The sequence below is a fragment of the Vibrio sp. 10N.286.51.E5 genome, assembly GCF_041469125.1.
GTDB classification, from domain to species: Bacteria; Pseudomonadota; Gammaproteobacteria; order Enterobacterales; family Vibrionaceae; genus Vibrio; species Vibrio crassostreae_C.
This window is the reverse complement of sequence record NZ_JBFRJZ010000037.1, coordinates 60,086-77,167: the sequence shown is the minus strand read 5'-3', so window position 1 is coordinate 77,167 and position 17,082 is coordinate 60,086. Positions and strand designations below refer to the sequence as shown.

At 44.4% G+C, this 17,082-nt stretch carries 22 protein-coding genes; 12 read left to right on the top strand and 10 right to left on the bottom strand.

From position 1 onward, the window contains the following. Nucleotides 1-139: 139 nt before the first annotated feature. Together AB4161_RS14180 and AB4161_RS14175 are read left to right on the top strand one after the other, a co-directional pair. Complete coding sequence (locus tag AB4161_RS14180; RefSeq protein WP_017058933.1) at nucleotides 140-544, top strand: DUF2061 domain-containing protein; 405 nt, start codon at nucleotides 140-142, stop codon at nucleotides 542-544. A 47-nt stretch (nucleotides 545-591) separates the two neighbouring features. After that, nucleotides 592-1,086, top strand: coding sequence for a GNAT family N-acetyltransferase (locus AB4161_RS14175; RefSeq protein WP_372083498.1), 495 nt, complete (start codon nucleotides 592-594; stop codon nucleotides 1,084-1,086). A gap of 49 nt (nucleotides 1,087-1,135) precedes the next feature. Here the strand turns inward: AB4161_RS14175 and AB4161_RS14170 are convergent, their stop codons facing one another. Both AB4161_RS14170 and rraB read right to left on the bottom strand, forming a co-directional pair. After that, nucleotides 1,136-1,930 carry a glycosyl hydrolase 2 galactose-binding domain-containing protein gene (locus AB4161_RS14170; RefSeq protein ID WP_017058931.1) on the bottom strand — a complete coding sequence of 265 codons (795 nt, stop codon included), beginning with the start codon at nucleotides 1,928-1,930 and terminating at the stop codon, nucleotides 1,136-1,138. A gap of 125 nt (nucleotides 1,931-2,055) precedes the next feature. Continuing rightward, complete coding sequence (gene rraB / locus AB4161_RS14165; RefSeq protein ID WP_017058930.1) at nucleotides 2,056-2,472, bottom strand: ribonuclease E inhibitor RraB; 417 nt, start codon at nucleotides 2,470-2,472, stop codon at nucleotides 2,056-2,058. A gap of 576 nt (nucleotides 2,473-3,048) precedes the next feature. Between rraB and arcA the strand changes: the two genes are divergently transcribed. From arcA to AB4161_RS14140, 5 genes are all read left to right on the top strand, one after another. Next, entirely contained in the window at nucleotides 3,049-4,269 is a 1,221-nt protein-coding gene (arcA, locus tag AB4161_RS14160) for an arginine deiminase (protein ID WP_017069412.1), read from the top strand. A gap of 157 nt (nucleotides 4,270-4,426) precedes the next feature. Beyond that, nucleotides 4,427-5,431, top strand: a complete 1,005-nt coding sequence (locus AB4161_RS14155; protein ID WP_017058928.1) for an ornithine carbamoyltransferase — start codon at nucleotides 4,427-4,429, stop codon at nucleotides 5,429-5,431. 287 nt (nucleotides 5,432-5,718) lie between these two features. After that, nucleotides 5,719-6,648 (top strand): aspartate carbamoyltransferase, encoded by a 930-nt coding sequence (pyrB, locus tag AB4161_RS14150; RefSeq protein WP_012604860.1) that lies wholly within the window; start codon nucleotides 5,719-5,721, stop codon nucleotides 6,646-6,648. Between the two features lie 12 nt (nucleotides 6,649-6,660). After that, nucleotides 6,661-7,122 (top strand): aspartate carbamoyltransferase regulatory subunit, encoded by a 462-nt coding sequence (pyrI, locus tag AB4161_RS14145; RefSeq protein WP_017058927.1) that lies wholly within the window; start codon nucleotides 6,661-6,663, stop codon nucleotides 7,120-7,122. Nucleotides 7,123-7,258: 136 nt separating this feature from the next. Continuing rightward, entirely contained in the window at nucleotides 7,259-7,648 is a 390-nt protein-coding gene (locus tag AB4161_RS14140) for a RidA family protein (protein WP_004735319.1), read from the top strand. Between the two features lie 125 nt (nucleotides 7,649-7,773). Here AB4161_RS14140 and AB4161_RS14135 read toward each other — a convergent pair whose 3' ends face one another. From AB4161_RS14135 to mlaF, 8 genes are all read right to left on the bottom strand, one after another. Further along, entirely contained in the window at nucleotides 7,774-8,499 is a 726-nt protein-coding gene (locus AB4161_RS14135) for a 1-acylglycerol-3-phosphate O-acyltransferase (protein WP_017058926.1), read from the bottom strand. 152 nt (nucleotides 8,500-8,651) lie between these two features. Next, nucleotides 8,652-9,917, bottom strand: coding sequence for a UDP-N-acetylglucosamine 1-carboxyvinyltransferase (gene murA, locus AB4161_RS14130; protein WP_372083497.1), 1,266 nt, complete (start codon nucleotides 9,915-9,917; stop codon nucleotides 8,652-8,654). An 8-nt stretch (nucleotides 9,918-9,925) separates the two neighbouring features. Beyond that, nucleotides 9,926-10,180 carry a BolA family iron metabolism protein IbaG gene (gene ibaG / locus AB4161_RS14125; RefSeq protein WP_017058924.1) on the bottom strand — a complete coding sequence of 85 codons (255 nt, stop codon included), beginning with the start codon at nucleotides 10,178-10,180 and terminating at the stop codon, nucleotides 9,926-9,928. A gap of 13 nt (nucleotides 10,181-10,193) precedes the next feature. Further along, on the bottom strand, nucleotides 10,194-10,502 hold the full coding sequence (locus tag AB4161_RS14120) for a lipid asymmetry maintenance protein MlaB (protein ID WP_017058923.1): 309 nt from the start codon (nucleotides 10,500-10,502) through the stop codon (nucleotides 10,194-10,196). Beyond that, complete coding sequence (locus AB4161_RS14115; protein ID WP_120459707.1) at nucleotides 10,502-11,131, bottom strand: phospholipid-binding protein MlaC; 630 nt, start codon at nucleotides 11,129-11,131, stop codon at nucleotides 10,502-10,504. The genes AB4161_RS14120 and AB4161_RS14115 overlap by 1 nt, the downstream gene beginning before the upstream one ends. A gap of 52 nt (nucleotides 11,132-11,183) precedes the next feature. Continuing rightward, a complete protein-coding gene (gene mlaD, locus AB4161_RS14110) occupies nucleotides 11,184-11,675 on the bottom strand; it encodes an outer membrane lipid asymmetry maintenance protein MlaD (protein ID WP_017058921.1) in 492 nt (163 codons plus the stop codon). A 2-nt stretch (nucleotides 11,676-11,677) separates the two neighbouring features. After that, nucleotides 11,678-12,457: a lipid asymmetry maintenance ABC transporter permease subunit MlaE gene (gene mlaE / locus AB4161_RS14105; protein WP_017058920.1), complete on the bottom strand. Its 780-nt coding sequence runs from the start codon at nucleotides 12,455-12,457 to the stop codon at nucleotides 11,678-11,680. Nucleotide 12,458: 1 nt separating this feature from the next. Next, nucleotides 12,459-13,253, bottom strand: a complete 795-nt coding sequence (gene mlaF / locus AB4161_RS14100; protein WP_017058919.1) for a phospholipid ABC transporter ATP-binding protein MlaF — start codon at nucleotides 13,251-13,253, stop codon at nucleotides 12,459-12,461. 264 nt (nucleotides 13,254-13,517) lie between these two features. Between mlaF and AB4161_RS14095 the strand changes: the two genes are divergently transcribed. The 5 genes from AB4161_RS14095 to lptA are packed head-to-tail and all read left to right on the top strand — an operon-like array spanning nucleotide 13,518 to nucleotide 17,081. Continuing rightward, nucleotides 13,518-14,483, top strand: coding sequence for a calcium/sodium antiporter (locus tag AB4161_RS14095; protein ID WP_017063737.1), 966 nt, complete (start codon nucleotides 13,518-13,520; stop codon nucleotides 14,481-14,483). Nucleotides 14,484-14,517: 34 nt separating this feature from the next. Next, nucleotides 14,518-15,489, top strand: coding sequence for an arabinose-5-phosphate isomerase KdsD (gene kdsD / locus AB4161_RS14090; RefSeq protein ID WP_017058917.1), 972 nt, complete (start codon nucleotides 14,518-14,520; stop codon nucleotides 15,487-15,489). Further along, on the top strand, nucleotides 15,489-16,046 hold the full coding sequence (gene kdsC, locus AB4161_RS14085; protein WP_017058916.1) for a 3-deoxy-manno-octulosonate-8-phosphatase KdsC: 558 nt from the start codon (nucleotides 15,489-15,491) through the stop codon (nucleotides 16,044-16,046). Before kdsD ends, kdsC begins: the two co-directional genes overlap by 1 nt. Further along, nucleotides 16,043-16,606: an LPS export ABC transporter periplasmic protein LptC gene (gene lptC / locus AB4161_RS14080; protein ID WP_004735306.1), complete on the top strand. Its 564-nt coding sequence runs from the start codon at nucleotides 16,043-16,045 to the stop codon at nucleotides 16,604-16,606. The genes kdsC and lptC overlap by 4 nt, the downstream gene beginning before the upstream one ends. After that, the gene (gene lptA, locus AB4161_RS14075) at nucleotides 16,587-17,081 is read left to right on the top strand and encodes a lipopolysaccharide transport periplasmic protein LptA (RefSeq protein WP_017058914.1); all 495 of its coding nucleotides are present in this window, start codon (nucleotides 16,587-16,589) and stop codon (nucleotides 17,079-17,081) included. Before lptC ends, lptA begins: the two co-directional genes overlap by 20 nt. Nucleotide 17,082 lies beyond the last annotated feature (1 nt).

The following is a 17,082-nucleotide window of genomic DNA, read 5'->3' as shown; positions in this document are numbered from 1 at the left end:
ATATTCCAATGCTTCTCACTCTAGCCGCACTGATTGATAGGTTTCATCTATCAAATTAATCTCTACTTCCCATTATACTTAATGATAATAATTCTCAATAATAGACCTATCAAAACAACACAACGACTGAGTAATTATCATGAAAAAGACACTAACCTTTGCTGCATTACATTTTACTATCGCATTTAGTGTCGCTTATGTACTAACAGGCGACATCTTAATTGGTAGCTTAATCGCTATGATTGAGCCCTCTGTGAATACTGTTGCCTTCTATTTTCATGAAAAGGCGTGGGCTCAAGTTCCAGCTCTTAAAGCTCGCCAGTGGATGACCAAATTAAAAACAGCAAGCTTTGCTACCATCCACTTTAGTGTTGCCTTTACCGTTGTCTACTTGTTGACTGGAGATGCTTTCATAGGCGGCGTGATGGCTTTGCTAGAGCCAACTTTAAATACCGTTGCTTACTACTTCCACGAGAAAGTCTGGTTACGTAAATCAGGCGACCAAATGGCACAACAACAATTCTGTTTGCACCAACATGCTTAGTCACCATATATTGGGTCACATATTAGTGACCCTTTCATAGGCAGATCATGGAACAAATTGCTGAGTTCACCCTTAGACCCATTACACCGCAAGACAACCCAAGCATCGCACAAATCATTCGCCAAGTTTCGGCTGAGCATGGACTCACAGAAGATAAAGGTTATGGCGTAGCCGACCCAACACTCGATGATATGTACTCTGTCTATAGCCAAGCGAATGCAATGTACTGGGTTATCGAACACAACGGAAAGATCGTCGGAGGCGGTGGCTTTGCCCCTCTAGCAGGTAAACCCAATGTGTGTGAGCTACAAAAGATGTACTTCTTACCGCAAACTCGAGGGCATGGCCTAGCCAAGCGAATTGTCGCTTTGAGCTTAAAGCAAGCCAAGCAAGTTGGGTATCAACACATGTATTTAGAAACGACGAAGTGCTTGGGTGCTGCGGTCAAACTCTATGAGAAGCTTGGGTTTGAGCATCTTGAGTCAGCTTGGGGAGAAACAGGCCACGACGCTTGTGAGGTTGTCATGGCCAAGTCGTTATAAGCAGAATGCGCCGCTATAGCGAAAGAAGATAACGCTAAAATATACGGAGTTAACGTAGAAAGTTACTGACGCAAGAAGTTGGGTTCAAGGCAACAAAAGAACTCTCTTCTTGCCCATCAAGTACCACTTCTAATGGGTATAGATACTTGGGGTTAGGATTCTCAATATCAAAAATGATAGGAGCTTCGACCTGGAACACGACGCCAGTATGTTCAGCGCGTACATCAATCGGCATCACGAGAGTCATACCATTAAACTTGATGGATGCCGATACTAACCCCGCCTTTAGCGTTTGATAGATAACATCCACTTTAAACTCACAGCCACCACCGTGGTGCCAGATCTGCTCTGTGACAACTTGCTCTAGCTTGACGTTTCGAACGAACTGCAGGTATGGCGCTTGCCAAATCCCGATGCGTGAATCAGATTTAGCGATAGCCTGTGAAGATACAGAGTCATCCATGTCTTCTTCAAGCAATAGGCTCTCCTCTTCTTCAAGGAAAAGGATCTCGAAACGGTTTCGGCCGGACTGCATATAAGGACGGATATCTTTACGGTATTCAGCTTGGCTACCATCACAATCAAAAACAGCCACACCATTAAGTCGAACTTCAGCAAAATAATCGACTCCAGCCATCACTAACTCAACAAATGGACACGCTAACATAGCGTCATCCACTTCGATGTCGTGCATCAGGTGCCACTCTTGCTCTGCAATTTGACTTTCACTCAAGCTATCAGGGAGCTTTGAGCTTAACGGAGCCGGAAAGGTGATGTCATCTTGTGGGATAGAGAGATCCGTCAGTGGCGAAATTTGCCAAAGACCATCGAGAAGCAACCGCATATCATTCCTTGAGCTAGATCAATTTTGACTGCATTATAATGAATGAATGCATATAAAGACATTTATTTTTCTGAGGGTAAAAAAATGCCAGCTCGAGGCTGGCATTTTTTAAAATTGGGAAAGAATTACTCTTCGCCTTCATCATCTTCGTCTGGGTAGATAGCATCTTCACCTTCGTAGTAAGTGCCCCAACCGTCGTAGATAATGTCAAACTTCTCTGCAAGGTTTACAAGCTTCTCAACTTGCTCATCAATCGCTTCTGCATTCAGAGTACATTGCATCGTTGCATCACAACAAAGTAGCTTATTGCCATCTTCGTCTTCTGTCTCTTCAGCTTCAAGCACTTCAAAGCCCATTTTGAATGCTTCAACAACCGCTTTCTCAAGCACATCGAAATCTTCAGCAAATAGGTGATGCTCGATATCGTATAGAGCTTCAGGATCGCTACCATCTTCAATTAATGCTGTAATGATGTCGCGAGTCTCTTCCTTTTGAAATTCAATTAATTCCGCTACTGATAGATATTCATCTTCGTGAGACATGTGTCTGCTCCAGAGTGTTGACTATGAAAAGATCAAATTTGATTGCCACGAAATATGGCACGGATCGTCCAGAAAAGCCACCCAGATCAGGCCTAGAAAGGTAAGTTTATCGCGAGATCGCAGCGCCAATATCAATTCAAAAGTGAAATCAAAATCACAGAAACAAATTTTCAACATTTTATTAACTGCGCCGTATTTTAGCATTTCGTTTTTGTGGCCACTTTAGGGCTTATTGAATAAAACTTGCGTGATTAGTCACGTTAGGTGCATACGCTAAACCGCTTTTGGGGTGCATAAATCCTCAGCTTGTTATCAAAAAGTGCATAATAGTGAATAAAAAATCACGATTAATAAGCAAAATTCAATTCTAACAAGCCACGAATTGAGCATAGATCCTCAAAAACGTTGTTCCGTTCGATAGCCAGTTAGTTGGAATTTAATCTGTATAAACTTAAAAATCACAGGTTTTATGACCAATTATTACCCAAATACCTTGTATTAACTCAATCTACAAAACTTGCATATTACGGACAAGCTTGTCATAAATAGACGCTGGATTAATAGTAAGGATGCAAAATGAGTAAGCTGTACGTTGGCTCCGAAGTCGGTCAATTGAGACGAGTTCTCCTAAATAGACCTGAAAGAGCACTCACCCACCTCACCCCTTCAAACTGTCATGATCTTCTATTTGATGATGTACTTGCCGTTGAAGCCGCTGGTGAAGAACATGATGCCTTTGCAGAAACGCTGCGCAGCCAAGACGTAGAAGTACTACTGCTGCATGACCTGCTAGTAGAAACGCTTGCCGTATCTCAGGCTCGTGAGTGGTTGCTGAATACTCAAATCTCAGATTTCCGTTATGGGCCGACTTTCGCCCGTGACTTAAGAAACTACCTTGCTCAAATGGATAATGAGCATCTAGCAACGATCTTACTCGGTGGCTTGGCCTACTCTGAGCTTCCTATCAAATCATCATCGATGCTGCCTAAAATGCATCGACCACTCGATTTCGTTATCGAGCCACTGCCTAACCACCTATTTACGCGAGATACTTCTTGCTGGGTTTACGGTGGTGTATCGCTTAACCCAATGATGAAGCCTGCACGTCAACGTGAAACGAACCACCTGCGTGCTATCTACCGCTGGCACCCAGTGTTCGCAGGCCAAGATTTCATTAAGTACTTTGGTGACGAAGACCTTCACTACGACAACGCTAACATTGAAGGCGGTGACGTACTGGTTATCGGTAAAGGTGCGGTACTGGTTGGTATTTCAGAGCGTACGAAACCACAAGGTGTCGAAAACCTAGCGGCTAGCCTATTTAGATCAGGCCAAGCGAGCGAAGTGATTGCGATCGATCTACCAAAACACCGCTCTTGTATGCACCTTGATACGGTGATGACACACATGGATATCGACACGTTCTCTGTCTATCCAGAGATCGTTCGTAAAGACCTCGACACTTGGCGCTTAACGCCAAAAGAAAACGGCGAAATGCGTGTCGAGAAAGCTGAAAACTACCTGTCAGCGATTGAAGGCGCACTAGGCCTTGATCAACTGAAGATCATCACTACCGGCGGTGATAACTACGAAGCTGAGCGTGAACAGTGGAATGACGCTAACAACGTACTGACAGTGAAACCTGGTACCGTGATTGGTTATGAGCGTAATGTTTACACCAATGAGAAATACGACAAAGCGGGTATCGAAGTTCTAACGATTCCTGGCAACGAGCTAGGCCGTGGTCGTGGCGGCGCGCGCTGTATGAGTTGCCCTATCGAAAGAGACGGTATCTAAGTCAAAGAGCTCAGTTAAACAGACTCAATAGTCTTATCTAGGCCAGTATTCATTTACTGGCCTTTTTTATCAAATTAATAAAATAAATATTCACAAATATAGCATTTTTATGTTTAACTAAGTTCTTCATTGATTCTATATACGCAAGGAGCGAGAGATGGCCTTTAATCTTCGCAATCGTAACTTTCTAAAACTTCTCGACTTTACTCCTAAAGAGATTCAGTTTTTACTCGACCTGTCTGCTGACCTAAAAAAAGCTAAGTATGCAGGCACTGAGCAGAAGAAACTCAACGGCAAAAACATTGCTTTGATCTTCGAGAAAGCATCAACTCGAACACGATGTGCGTTTGAAGTGGCCGCCTTTGATCAAGGTGCTCAAGTCTCTTACCTTGGCCCTTCTGGTTCTCAGATTGGTCAAAAAGAATCAATGAAAGATACGGCGCGTGTATTGGGACGCATGTACGATGGCATCGAGTATCGTGGCTTTGGTCAGAGTATCGTTGAAGACTTAGGCGCTTATGCGGGCGTGCCGGTTTGGAATGGCTTAACCGATGAGTTCCACCCTACTCAGATCTTGGCTGATTTCCTCACTATGCTTGAGCATGGCCGCGGGAAGCATCTACACCAAATCAGCTTTGCTTATCTAGGCGATGCACGCAATAACATGGGTAACTCTCTGTTAGTCGGAGCCGCGAAGATGGGCATGGATATTCGCCTTGTCGCGCCTAAAGCATTCTGGCCAGAAGAGCAGCTTGTTGAAGAGTGCCAAGCTATCGCGCAAAGCACAGGTGCCAACATCACGCTGACAGAAGACGTTGCTGAAGGTGTTCAAGGCTGTGATTTCCTTTATACCGATGTTTGGGTTTCAATGGGCGAGGCCCCTGAAGCTTGGGACGAACGTGTAGCGGTAATGAGACCATACCAAGTGAATATGGATGTCATTAAGCTCACTGGCAATCCTCAAGTGAAATTCATGCACTGCCTACCCGCTTTCCATAACAATGAAACCGTGATCGGCCAGCAAGTCGCAGATAAGTATGGAATGAACGGTTTAGAAGTTACTGATGAAGTCTTTGAATCGGATTACTCAATTGTGTTTGATGAAGCTGAGAATCGCATGCATACCATCAAAGCGGTAATGGTTGCGACACTGGGTCAATAGCGAATACTGAAAGTAAACAAAAGCTTGATGTAATCGCTTGCGCTCACAAATTGAAAGCGTATAATTCTCGGCAATTTGTCTGAGAGTAATGAAAATGACGCCAAGCAATGTTGTGATAAAACATAATGATATTGTGAAAACACATAGTAATATTGTGAAAACACCAAATATTGCTCGTAAGCTAAGATGCTTACCAGGCCGTCTATTCTGCTTTTCAGCACTTTTTTAAAGCCTCCCATTATGGGGGGCTTTTTTATGGCCAATACATTATTGTGGGGAAGAAGATCATGGCGAACTCGCTCTATCAAAAGCACATCATCTCAATTCCAGAGCTTTCTCGTGAAGAGCTAGAATTAATTGTTCAAACGGCAGGTCAGCTAAAGGCTGAACCAAACCCAGAACTCATCAAGAACAAAGTTGTTGCCAGCTGCTTCTTCGAACCTTCTACACGAACTCGTCTCTCTTTTGAAACTGCGATTCAACGCATCGGTGGTGATGTGATTGGTTTCGACAGTGGTGGTAACACTTCTTTGGCAAAGAAAGGCGAAACGCTAGCGGACTCGGTACAGGTTATCTCTTCATACGTTGACGCTTACGTGATGCGTCACCCTCAAGAAGGCGCAGCGCGTCTGGCTTCTGAGTTCTCAAACGGTGTACCTGTTATTAACGCAGGTGACGGCGCAAACCAACACCCAACACAAACGTTACTAGACCTATTCTCTATCGCTGAGACACAAGGCCGCCTCGACAACCTAAACGTTGCATTCGTTGGTGACCTTAAGTACGGCCGTACGGTTCACTCATTGACTCAAGCACTAGCGAAGTTCGACAACATCTGTTTCTACTTCGTGGCTCCAGAAGCTCTAGCGATGCCAGACTACATTTGCGAAGAGCTTGATGAAGCGGGCATCAAGTACCAACTATTGACGGACATGGAAGATGTGATTCCTGAGCTCGATGTCTTGTACATGACTCGAGTTCAAAAAGAGCGCTTCGATGAGTCAGAATACGCGCACATAAAATCCGCATACATCCTGACCGCTTCGATGCTGGAAAATGCACGCGATAACCTGAAGGTTCTGCACCCTCTTCCTCGCGTTGATGAAATTACTGTCGATGTCGATAAAACACCTTACGCTTACTACTTCCAGCAAGCAGAGAATGGTGTTTACGCCCGTGAAGCATTGCTAGCCCTTGTTCTTAACGAAACGCTGTAGAGGAGAGATATCATGTCTAAAGAGACTCAATTAAAAGTTGAAGCAATCAGAAACGGTACTGTTATCGACCATATCCCAGCCAATATCGGGATCAAGGTGCTAAAACTGTTCGACATGCACAACTCTCATCAGCGCGTGACGATTGGCCTGAATCTACCGTCTTCTGCACTGGGCGGAAAAGACCTGCTCAAGATTGAGAATGTGTTTATCACAGAAGAACAGGCGAGCAAGCTGGCACTTTATGCGCCTCATGCAACAGTGAACCAAATAGAAGATTACGAAGTAGTTAAGAAGCTACCACTAGAACTTCCTGAGCAAATCAACGATGTGTTCGAGTGTCCAAATACTAACTGTATTACTCACAATGAACCGGTTGAAAGCAGCTTTAAGATCTTTGAAAAGAAAGAAGATATTCGATTGAAGTGTAAGTATTGCGAAAAAGTCTTCTCTCGCGAGATCGTGACAGAAAGATAACGTCATACTGCAAAGAAGACCGAATGTAAAAACTATCAAATACCTCGCCTGTGCGGGGTATTTTGCGCTTTACCTATCCAAAGTTTGAAGGCACACTGAAAATTGATTTTTATCTAATAACTGATGGAATAAACCAATGACTAAAGTACTTCACACAGAATCTGCTCCAGCTGCAATCGGCCCATACGTACAAGGCGTTGACCTTGGCAACATGGTACTGACTTCTGGTCAAATCCCAGTAAATCCAGCAACTGGTGAAGTATCTGCTGATATCGCAGAGCAAGCTCGCCAATCTCTAGACAACGTTCAAGCGGTTGTTGAAGCTTCAGGCCTGACTGTAAAAGACATCGTAAAACTAACGGTATTCGTTAAAGACCTAAACGACTTCGGCACAGTAAACGAAGTTTACGGTAAATTCTTCGATGAGCACGGCGTTGCAAACTACCCTGCACGTTCATGTGTTGAAGTAGCTCGTCTGCCAAAAGATGTAGGTATCGAGATCGAAGCTATTGCGGTTCGCAAATAGGTTTTAATCTTTAGATTAAACACCTTCTAATAAACGACTTAGCGTAATACTGGGTGTTTATTAGATACAAAAAAAGGTTGCCCAGTTGGCAACCTTTTTTATTGTTCATCGTTTCGCTTAGATAATTACTTTTTATTAAGCTCAACCACTTCTTTGTCTAACTCTTCAAGTTTCGCAGCCATCTGCTCACGAGCTAGGTTAGCCAGTTCACGAACATTAGACTTGTCGTAGCCTTCAGTGCTGATTGGTGGCAGCATTTCAACAATCACGTGACCATTGTTCCAACGGTTTAGCTTCACGCCACCGGTTGAGCTACACACGATAGGGATGATAGGCAAGCCAGCACCAATCGCAGCATGGAATGCACCTGTTTTGAATGGCAGCAGACCACGGCCACGAGAACGAGTGCCTTCAGGGAACATCCAAACTGAAACATCGCTCTCTTTTAGACTCGTCACGACCTGATCAATCGTACCTACCGCTTTGCTACGGTTAGCACGGTCAATTAGGATGTTACCCGTCAACCAGTAAAGCTGACCAAATAGAGGCATCCACACTAGGCTTTTCTTACCAACAGTTACCACTTTTGGCGTTACCGCTGATGAAATCGTGAATAGATCCCAGCTGTTTTGGTGGTTCGCCACATAAACATGTTGGCCGCGAGAGTAGGCATCTTCTGGGATGCGAAGCTCTAACTTCATGCCGAAGATCTTCGACATGCGACCGAAATAACGGCCAAAGGTAAATACGTGTTTCGGGTTGCGTGGACTTAATAGGCAGTAACCACAACCAAATACAAACATAAGAATCGCAAATATCGCCACTGCGAAAATACGTAATATTGCTATCATTTTGTTCCTCACCGACCGCCAAGTTGATTCATCTATTCGCGCAAAAATGAGCAATAGATTTACTCGCGGTAAATACAACTATAAAAAAGCCGAAACCAAGGTTCCGACTTTTATGTTTTCATCTTACTGATTCATGAATCCACTAACCTAGGTTAGTTCGACTCACTAAATCGTGTAATGTTTGCGCCTAAGGCTGACAATTTATCTTCAATCTTATCGTAGCCACGATCGATGTGATAAATACGGTCAACGATGGTTTCACCTTGAGCAATACAGCCAGCAATAACAAGGCTCGCAGATGCGCGAAGGTCCGTTGCCATTACTTGAGCGCCGCTCAGTTTTTCCGTTTCACCACAGATAGCCGTGTTGCCTTCGATTTCGGCTTTTGCACCCATTCGCTGTAACTCAGGAATGTGCATAAAGCGGTTTTCAAAGATAGTCTCAGTGATAACACCACTGCCCTTCGCCATCATGTTAAGCAGAGTAAACTGTGCTTGCATGTCGGTTGGGAAGCCAGGATGAGGTGCTGTTACGATTTTCACCGCTTTCAGCTCACGACCTGTCATATCAAGGCTGATCCAGTCTTCGCCCGTTTCAACCTTCGCACCCGCTTCTTCAAGCTTCGCTAAGGCAGCTTCAAGAAGATGAGCGTTGGTGTTGCGACAAACCACTTTACCGCCAGAAACAGCAGCAGCAACCAGGAAAGTACCTGTTTCAATACGGTCAGCAACCACAGAGTGTTGGCCACCACCAAGACGTTCAACGCCTTCGATAATAATCGTATCTGTACCTGCGCCAGAAATTTTAGCACCCAGTTTGTTTAGGAAGTCAGCCGTATCAACAATCTCAGGCTCACGCGCTGAGTTATCAAGTACTGTTGTTCCTTCCGCTAGCGTTGCTGCACACATGATAGTAATGGTGGCACCCACACTTACTTTATCCATCACGATGTGCGCGCCTTTCAGACGGCCATCAACACTTGCTTTCACATAACCATCTTCCAACTTAATGGTCGCACCTAGTTGCTCTAGGCCGTGGATATGCAGATCAACAGGTCGAGCACCAATTGCACAACCGCCTGGAAGTGACACTTGGCCTTCACCAAAACGAGCGACTAGAGGACCTAAAGCCCAGATAGAAGCACGCATTGTTTTCACTAAATCGTAAGGCGCACAAAATTCATTAATTTCGCTGCCATCAACATGAACACTACCATTACGCGATACTTTTGCGCCTAAACGCTTAAGCAGTTCCATCGTAGTATCGATGTCACGTAGGTGAGGAACGTTACTTACTTCCACTGGCTCTTCAGCAAGAATTGAAGCAAATAAGATAGGTAGCGCTGCATTTTTTGCGCCTGAGATCGTCACTTCACCGCTTAGCGGCTTATCCGATCCAATAACTCGAAACTTTTCCATCATAAACCTTAAAGTGACATCAGTTTCTTATCACGTTCCCACTCTTCCGGCGTGAAAGCCTTAATAGAAAGAGCATGGATGTCATTGCGTTGAATGTATTCCATTAGTGGGCCGTAGATTAGTTGCTGCTTCTTAACTCGATTCATGCCGTCAAAACATGGATCAACCGCAACAACTTCGTAATGACTGCCTTCCCCTTTCACGAAAATTTCCTGAAGGTTCAGTGCTTCTGCTAATAATTCTTGTACTTTTGTGCTGTCCACAAATAGCTCCTGCCTAATTTTTTATGTGTTCTGCCATCATTGGCTGGATATTGCTCAATTGGAACAACGTTCGTAATTGTTCTGGCACGAAACTGAGCATTATATGACAGTTTTGATTTTTTGCATGCTCTAATAAGTGAATTAGCATCACCATTCCTGCTGAATCGACTCGATTTATATGGCTAAGGTCAATTTCAACGCTCGATTCCGTCGTTTGCCACTTTTCCAATATACGCCAGATTGCAGGGACACTGTCTCGGTCTAAATCACCGAACAGTTGATACTCTTTAGAGCTTAGTGCTTGCCATTGAGAATGGCTCATTATTTGTTACTCTCAAAACGAATCGGTTGTGCGGCTAATTTCTCTAGTTCGTCTGCAACTTGTAAGATGCCTTCTTGACGAATCTTAGTATTCCACTCCGATTGCTTGCTCGACAACAAGCTAATACCTTCGGCAACCATATCAAATGCTTTCCACTCGCCAGATTTCTTGTCTTTGCGAAGCTTAAATTCAAGCTTAATGTTTGGTCGCGGCGTATCGATGATGTCGACCTTGATACTGGTAATGCGGCTATCCGCTTTGATTTTTGGTTCTGGACCAAATTCAATCGTCTGATCTGTGTATTGAGTCAGCACTTGGGCATAAGAAGAAACAAGGTATTTACGGAATGAATCGATAAACACGCCCACGTCTTTTCTATCCGCGCCTTTCAAGTTTGGTCCAAGTAACTTAAGAGCTGCATATTGTGCATTCACATAAGGCATCAACTCTTCTTCCACGATGACCTTCAATAACTCTGGATCTTGGTGGATGTTGTCTTGTTCACTCTTCAAACGCTCAAATGCCACTTCGGCAACTTGAGTCATCATCTGGTAAGGCTGAGTACGGTCAATCGATTCTGCAGCAAAGGCTTGGGTAGAAATAAGCAACGCCATTGCCGCCATAAACATTGATTTCAAGTAACCAATAGCTTTTAAATAACTAATAGTTTTCAACATTATCTTATTCCTTAGCTTCGCTGTCATTAGAACCACCAACGCTATACAGCACTTGGCCAATCAAATCTTCTAGTACCAACGCTGACTTAGTGTCTTCAATTGAATCACCATCGACCAACATCTCTTCATCATCAAAAATGAAGCCTGGAACCAGACTAATGTACTGCTCACCAATTAAGCCAGATGTTAAAATTTGAGCACTAGAGGTATCTGGAAATTGTGAGTACTTCCCGTCAATAGACAGTTCAACGACAGGAAGGTAGCTCTCGGTATCAAGCTCAATGCTTTTAACTCGTCCAACAACGACGCCACCCACTTTCACTGGAGAACGAACTTTTAGGCTGCCAATGTTGTCAAAGGTCGCTTTTAGATTGTAAGTATGGTTCGAACCTATGCCTTTTACGTCAGCGACTTGAAAGATCATGATTAAGATTGCGCAAATTCCGGCAATAACAAAGGTGCCGACCCATAATTCTAATTTTCGAGTTTGTTGCATGATTAATTCCCAAACATCAATGCGGTAAGAACAAAATCTAGCCCTAGTACCGCTAGAGAAGAGTGCACTACAGTGCGTGTGGTTGCCTGACTGATACCTTCTGAAGTCGGTACTGCGTCATAACCATTGAAAAGTGCGATCCAAGTTACGGTGATAGCGAAGACCATACATTTGATCATGCTGTTACCAATATCTCGGCCAAGTTCTACTGAAGACTGCATCGCAGACCAGAAACTGCCGTGATCAATGCCTTTCCAATCAACACCAACCAGTTGACCGCCCCAAATACCTACCGCCATAAAAATCATAGCAAGCAATGGCATTGAGATAAGCCCGGCCCAAAGACGTGGTGCAATAATGCGTTTAAGAGGGTCAACGGCCATCATCTCAAGGCTTGAGATCTGCTCTGTTGCCTTCATTAAACCAATCTCTGCCGTGAGTGCTGAACCGGCTCGACCTGCAAATAATAACGCAGTCACCACAGGCCCCAACTCACGCAACAGTGAAAGCGCGACCATTTGACCAAGGTTTCCCTCAGCGCCGTAGTCAATTAACACGACATAGCCCTGCAGGCTGAGCACCATGCCGATAAACAGACCCGAAACTAAAATAATAGCCAATGACTGAACGCCAACGCTATAAAGTTGTTTTACTAATAAGGGGAAGTTTTTTAGTCGCGGGATGCCAAACAAAGCCCCAAATAACATCAGGCTTGCTCGACCAAATGACTCACAGCTCGCAAGTGTACGCTTACCGACACCCGCAATAGTTTTAACAATCATATTAAAACAAATCCTTTTCTAAGCTCTTCGCAGGGAATCTAAATGGTACTGGACCATCGGCTTCGCCTTGCAAAAATTGCTGCACTCTCGGATCGCTATTGTTGTACAACTCATCAGGTGTTCCAGCGGCAATAATCTTGCTATCTGCCATGAGGTAAACCCAATCAGCAATACTCATCACCTCTGGCACATCGTGAGAAACAACAATCGAGGTTAAGCCCAAGGCTTGATTGAGATTTCGTATCAATTCAACCAATACGCCCATGGTGATGGGATCTTGGCCAACAAACGGCTCATCGTACATGATAAGTTCTGGATCCAGTGCGATTGCGCGCGCCAGTGCGGCACGCCTAGCCATTCCGCCAGACAACTCACTCGGCATCAATTGCGCAGCACCACGTAATCCTACCGCTTCAAGCTTAAGTAATACGATGGTACGAATGAATTTTTCATTAAGTTCAGTGTGCTCTCGCAGCGGAAACGCCACATTATCAAAGACATTGAGATCCGTAAAAAGCGCACCCGATTGGAATAGCATGCTCATTTTCTTACGTGCTTGATATAGCTTTCGACGTGATAATGCAGGGATATTGTCACCATCAAACCAAACTTCGCCTTCATCTGGCGGCAGTTGCCCACCGATCAAACGCAGTAAAGTCGTTTTGCCGATCCCAGACGGCCCCATGATGGCGGTTATCTTGCCTTGAGGCACCTCTAAACTGATGTCATCAAAGATAACGCGGTCACCGCGTGAGAAGCTGAGGTTCTTAACTTTCACAAGCTCAGTGTTCAACATATTTTTGTTGTTTCCTTGCTTTAAAAAACGCCAATTATGGCTGCAATAATAATGAGTCTACTTTAGAATTAAAAGCACTGTTCAATTAATTCATATTAAACAGGAATCTATGCAGGGATTTGAAAGCATTAGGAAATTATCTATTGATCTCTCTTTCTTGCCTGCTAACTGGTAATTAATTTGCCGAGTGACTTCCCTTTTATCTAGCAACAGGTCAAAATTAGCGGTTAATTCTCCGTTTTTATTAATTTTTTAGGAATCATCATGCTTGAAGCGATTGCGTTTCTTATTATCGGTCTAGGTTTTTTGGTGTGGAGTGCAGATAAGCTGGTTTACGGTGCCGCTGCTCTTGCTCGCAACTTCGGTATTTCACCACTAGTTATCGGTATGACGATCTTAGCAATGGGGTCTTCGGCTCCTGAAATGATGGTTTCTGCGACAGCAGCCCTTGATGGCAAAACAGATACAGCTGTAGGCAACGTACTGGGCTCTAACATCGCCAACATCGCGCTGATTTTAGGTATTACAGCCCTTATCAAACCGTTATCGATTAGCTCAGGCGTGATTCGTCGTGAACTACCATTAATGATCGGTGTCACTCTGCTAGCGGGCGCCCTATTGTGGGATAACCATTTAGGCTTCTATGAAGGCGTGTTGTTGTTTGTTCTTTTTGCCGCGTTTTTGTTTGCTATGTTGCAAATCAGCCGCAGCGAGAAAAAGAACGGCGATGCTTTCCTTGATGAGCAAGAATCAGAGATCCCTGAAGGCGTAAGTAACCCTAAGGCTGCAATGTGGGTCGTGATTGGTCTAATCGTCCTACCTTTAGCTGCTGATATGCTGGTAGATAACGCTGTGATCATCGCGAAGTTCTTCGGCATGAGCGACCTTGTCATTGGTTTAACCATCATTGCTGTTGGTACTAGCCTTCCTGAACTTGCAGCATCACTAGCCGGCGTTATGAAGGGTGAAGATGATATGGCTGTAGGTAATATCATTGGTTCAAACGTATTCAACATCCTTGCTGTTATGGGTATCCCGGGCATCCTAAACCCTTCGATCTTGAGCGAGTTCGCTATGGGTCGTGACTTCTGGGTAATGCTAGGCGTATCGCTACTACTTGTTGTGATGGCACTAGGAAAATCTCGTAGTGTGAATCGTATTGAAGGCGGCGTGTTAATTGTGACGTTCGTGGCCTACCAAAGTTACCTATTAATGAACATGTCGGCTTAATTGTTGATTTAACTTCCCGTACTTGGAGTATTTGATGTCTCAGCCATTTGATTACCGCAGCGTTGCAAAACAAGTTTTGGAAACCGAAGTTGCAGGTCTCACTCAATTAGACCAATATTTTAATGATGATTTTTGTAAAGCTTGCGACCTTATCCTGAACAACAAAGGCAAAGTCGTTGTGATGGGCATGGGTAAATCAGGCCACATTGGCAACAAAATCGCAGCAACATTGGCAAGTACCGGGACATCGGCTTTCTTTGTTCACCCAGGCGAAGCGGCGCATGGCGACTTAGGCATGATCGAACCTGGTGATATTGTGATTGCAATATCCAACTCCGGCGAATCGGGAGAAATCCTCAGCCTATTTCCTGTGTTAAAGCGTCTGAGCATCAAGATCATCAGCATGACAGGCAAGCCAGCATCAAACATGGCAACCCTGTCTGATATCCATTTACAAATTTCAGTACCGGAAGAAGCTTGTCCGCTGGGCTTAGCACCAACAACAAGTACCACGGCGACTTTGGTCATGGGTGATGCATTAGCCGTTGCACTTTTGCAGGCTCGAGGCTTCACCGCTCAAGACTTTGCCCTGTCTCATCCTGGTGGCGCTTTAGGTCGTCAGCTGCTGTTGAAGCTCGACGACATCATGCACACAGGCGATTCACTTCCTGTTGTAGCACCCGACGCACTAGTAAGAGACGCTCTACTAGAGATATCTCAGAAAGGCTTAGGCATGACAGCAATCGTTGGTGAAGATGGCCAAATGGCCGGTATTTTTACCGATGGTGATTTACGCCGTATCTTAGACAAACGCGTTGATATCCATAACACGCAGATCGGTGATGTGATGACGCTAAACCCGACGGTAGCCGAGCCAAACATGCTCGCGGTTGAGGGCTTAAACTTGATGCAAGCGAAGAGCATCAATGGCCTGATGTTATGCCAAGAAGGTAAATTAGTCGGAGCGTTAAACATGCATGACTTACTGAAAGCAGGAGTAATGTAATGACACAGACAGTCGAAACTCTATACGGCACTGTTAATTCAGATGTATTTGCAATTGCAAAAGAGATCAAACTGCTGATTTGCGATGTCGATGGTGTCTTCTCTGATGGTCGCATCTACATGGGCAACAACGGTGAAGAGCTGAAAACCTTCCACACTCGTGACGGTTACGGTATCAAATCACTGATGAACGCAGGCATTGAAATCGCGATCATCACGGGTCGCAAATCTCAAATTGTTGAGAATCGTATGACCGCTCTAGGCATTAAGCTGATTTATCAAGGTCAAGACGATAAAGTTAAGGCATACCAAGATATTTGCGATAAGCTTTCTGTAAACCCCGAAAATACAGGTTACATCGGAGACGATCTGATTGACTGGCCTGTAATGGAAAAAGTTGGCTTGAAGGTCTGTGTGGCAGATGGGCACCCGCTACTTGCAAAGCGTGCAAACTACGTGACAACCATTAACGGTGGTCATGGCGCGGTACGTGAAGTCTGTGACCTTATTTTACAAGCAAGAAATGAACTCGACGTGCATAAAGGTTTAAGCATATGAGTTTTACTCGTATTATCTATTTAATACTCATATTTATTGCCTCTTGGTCGACCTATTACTTGTACGACAAAGAGCAAACATCAACGATACAAGTGGCTCCAAATTTGGAGCTGCCCGCGTTTAGTGGCAAAAGCCTGAACAACATTAGCTACGACGAAAGCGGTATTCGCAGCTATCAGGTTGAATCGACGTATTTAGAACACTACTCAGTAGTTGGCGATACGCACTTTCAAAACCCAGTTCTTTCGGTATTCCGTGAAGGCCACACGATTGAATGGCAAGTCACCGCTGATCGCGCGATTATGGATGAGAATCAAGTTGTCACGTTTTATGACAACGTCGTGGCAAAGAACCTGTTGCCAGAAGCCAGCTTCGATACAATGACCACAGATAAAATGGTTGTTGAGCTGCCTAGCCGAGATTTTTATTCAGAGACTCCGGTCCATATGATCGGTACATTTTTTGAAACTGAGGGACAAGCAATGAAAGGTAACTTCGGTACCAACAATGCAACCCTCTTTAATTCTGTTCAAGGTAGATATGAAACTCTTACACCTTAGTTTATTCGCTTTGACCCTTGCGGCACCTAATGTCTATGCTCTGTCTTCGGATAGTGAGCAACCTGTCTACATTGACTCAGACAGCCAGCAATTGGATATGAAAAGTAACCAAGTGACTTTCCTTGGTGATGTGAACCTTAAACAAGGCAGCATCAATATCAATGCCGATAAGGTTATTGTTACTCGTAACGCCGTAAACGGTGAGATTGAAGAAATTCAAGGCTTCGGTAAGCCAGCAACCTTCTCTCAGCTTACTGACGACGGTAAGACACTCTACGGTGAAGCTGACGACCTGCACTACCAGCTTGTTGCCGACCGACTGATCATGACTAAGAATGCGATGTTATCTCAAGATGGCAGCATCATTCGCGGTTCTAAGATCACTTACCAGATCGGTTCTCAGAAATTAGTCGCTGACAGTGGTGAAAACAAACGAGTGTCAACGGTTTTACAACCAACGGAAGTGAATAAGTAAC

Coding starts and splice junctions, on each gene's coding strand:
- AB4161_RS14180 (WP_017058933.1), top strand. CDS start 140: ATGAAAAAGACACTAACCTTTGCTGCATTACATTTTACTATCGCATTT.
- AB4161_RS14175 (WP_372083498.1), top strand. CDS start 592: ATGGAACAAATTGCTGAGTTCACCCTTAGACCCATTACACCGCAAGAC.
- AB4161_RS14170 (WP_017058931.1), bottom strand. CDS start 1,930: ATGCGGTTGCTTCTCGATGGTCTTTGGCAAATTTCGCCACTGACGGAT.
- rraB (WP_017058930.1), bottom strand. CDS start 2,472: ATGTCTCACGAAGATGAATATCTATCAGTAGCGGAATTAATTGAATTT.
- arcA (WP_017069412.1), top strand. CDS start 3,049: ATGAGTAAGCTGTACGTTGGCTCCGAAGTCGGTCAATTGAGACGAGTT.
- AB4161_RS14155 (WP_017058928.1), top strand. CDS start 4,427: ATGGCCTTTAATCTTCGCAATCGTAACTTTCTAAAACTTCTCGACTTT.
- pyrB (WP_012604860.1), top strand. CDS start 5,719: ATGGCGAACTCGCTCTATCAAAAGCACATCATCTCAATTCCAGAGCTT.
- pyrI (WP_017058927.1), top strand. CDS start 6,661: ATGTCTAAAGAGACTCAATTAAAAGTTGAAGCAATCAGAAACGGTACT.
- AB4161_RS14140 (WP_004735319.1), top strand. CDS start 7,259: ATGACTAAAGTACTTCACACAGAATCTGCTCCAGCTGCAATCGGCCCA.
- AB4161_RS14135 (WP_017058926.1), bottom strand. CDS start 8,499: ATGATAGCAATATTACGTATTTTCGCAGTGGCGATATTTGCGATTCTT.
- murA (WP_372083497.1), bottom strand. CDS start 9,917: ATGGAAAAGTTTCGAGTTATTGGATCGGATAAGCCGCTAAGCGGTGAA.
- AB4161_RS14120 (WP_017058923.1), bottom strand. CDS start 10,502: ATGAGCCATTCTCAATGGCAAGCACTAAGCTCTAAAGAGTATCAACTG.
- AB4161_RS14115 (WP_120459707.1), bottom strand. CDS start 11,131: ATGTTTATGGCGGCAATGGCGTTGCTTATTTCTACCCAAGCCTTTGCT.
- mlaD (WP_017058921.1), bottom strand. CDS start 11,675: ATGCAACAAACTCGAAAATTAGAATTATGGGTCGGCACCTTTGTTATT.
- mlaE (WP_017058920.1), bottom strand. CDS start 12,457: ATGATTGTTAAAACTATTGCGGGTGTCGGTAAGCGTACACTTGCGAGC.
- mlaF (WP_017058919.1), bottom strand. CDS start 13,253: ATGTTGAACACTGAGCTTGTGAAAGTTAAGAACCTCAGCTTCTCACGC.
- AB4161_RS14095 (WP_017063737.1), top strand. CDS start 13,518: ATGCTTGAAGCGATTGCGTTTCTTATTATCGGTCTAGGTTTTTTGGTG.
- kdsD (WP_017058917.1), top strand. CDS start 14,518: ATGTCTCAGCCATTTGATTACCGCAGCGTTGCAAAACAAGTTTTGGAA.
- kdsC (WP_017058916.1), top strand. CDS start 15,489: ATGACACAGACAGTCGAAACTCTATACGGCACTGTTAATTCAGATGTA.
- lptC (WP_004735306.1), top strand. CDS start 16,043: ATGAGTTTTACTCGTATTATCTATTTAATACTCATATTTATTGCCTCT.
- lptA (WP_017058914.1), top strand. CDS start 16,587: ATGAAACTCTTACACCTTAGTTTATTCGCTTTGACCCTTGCGGCACCT.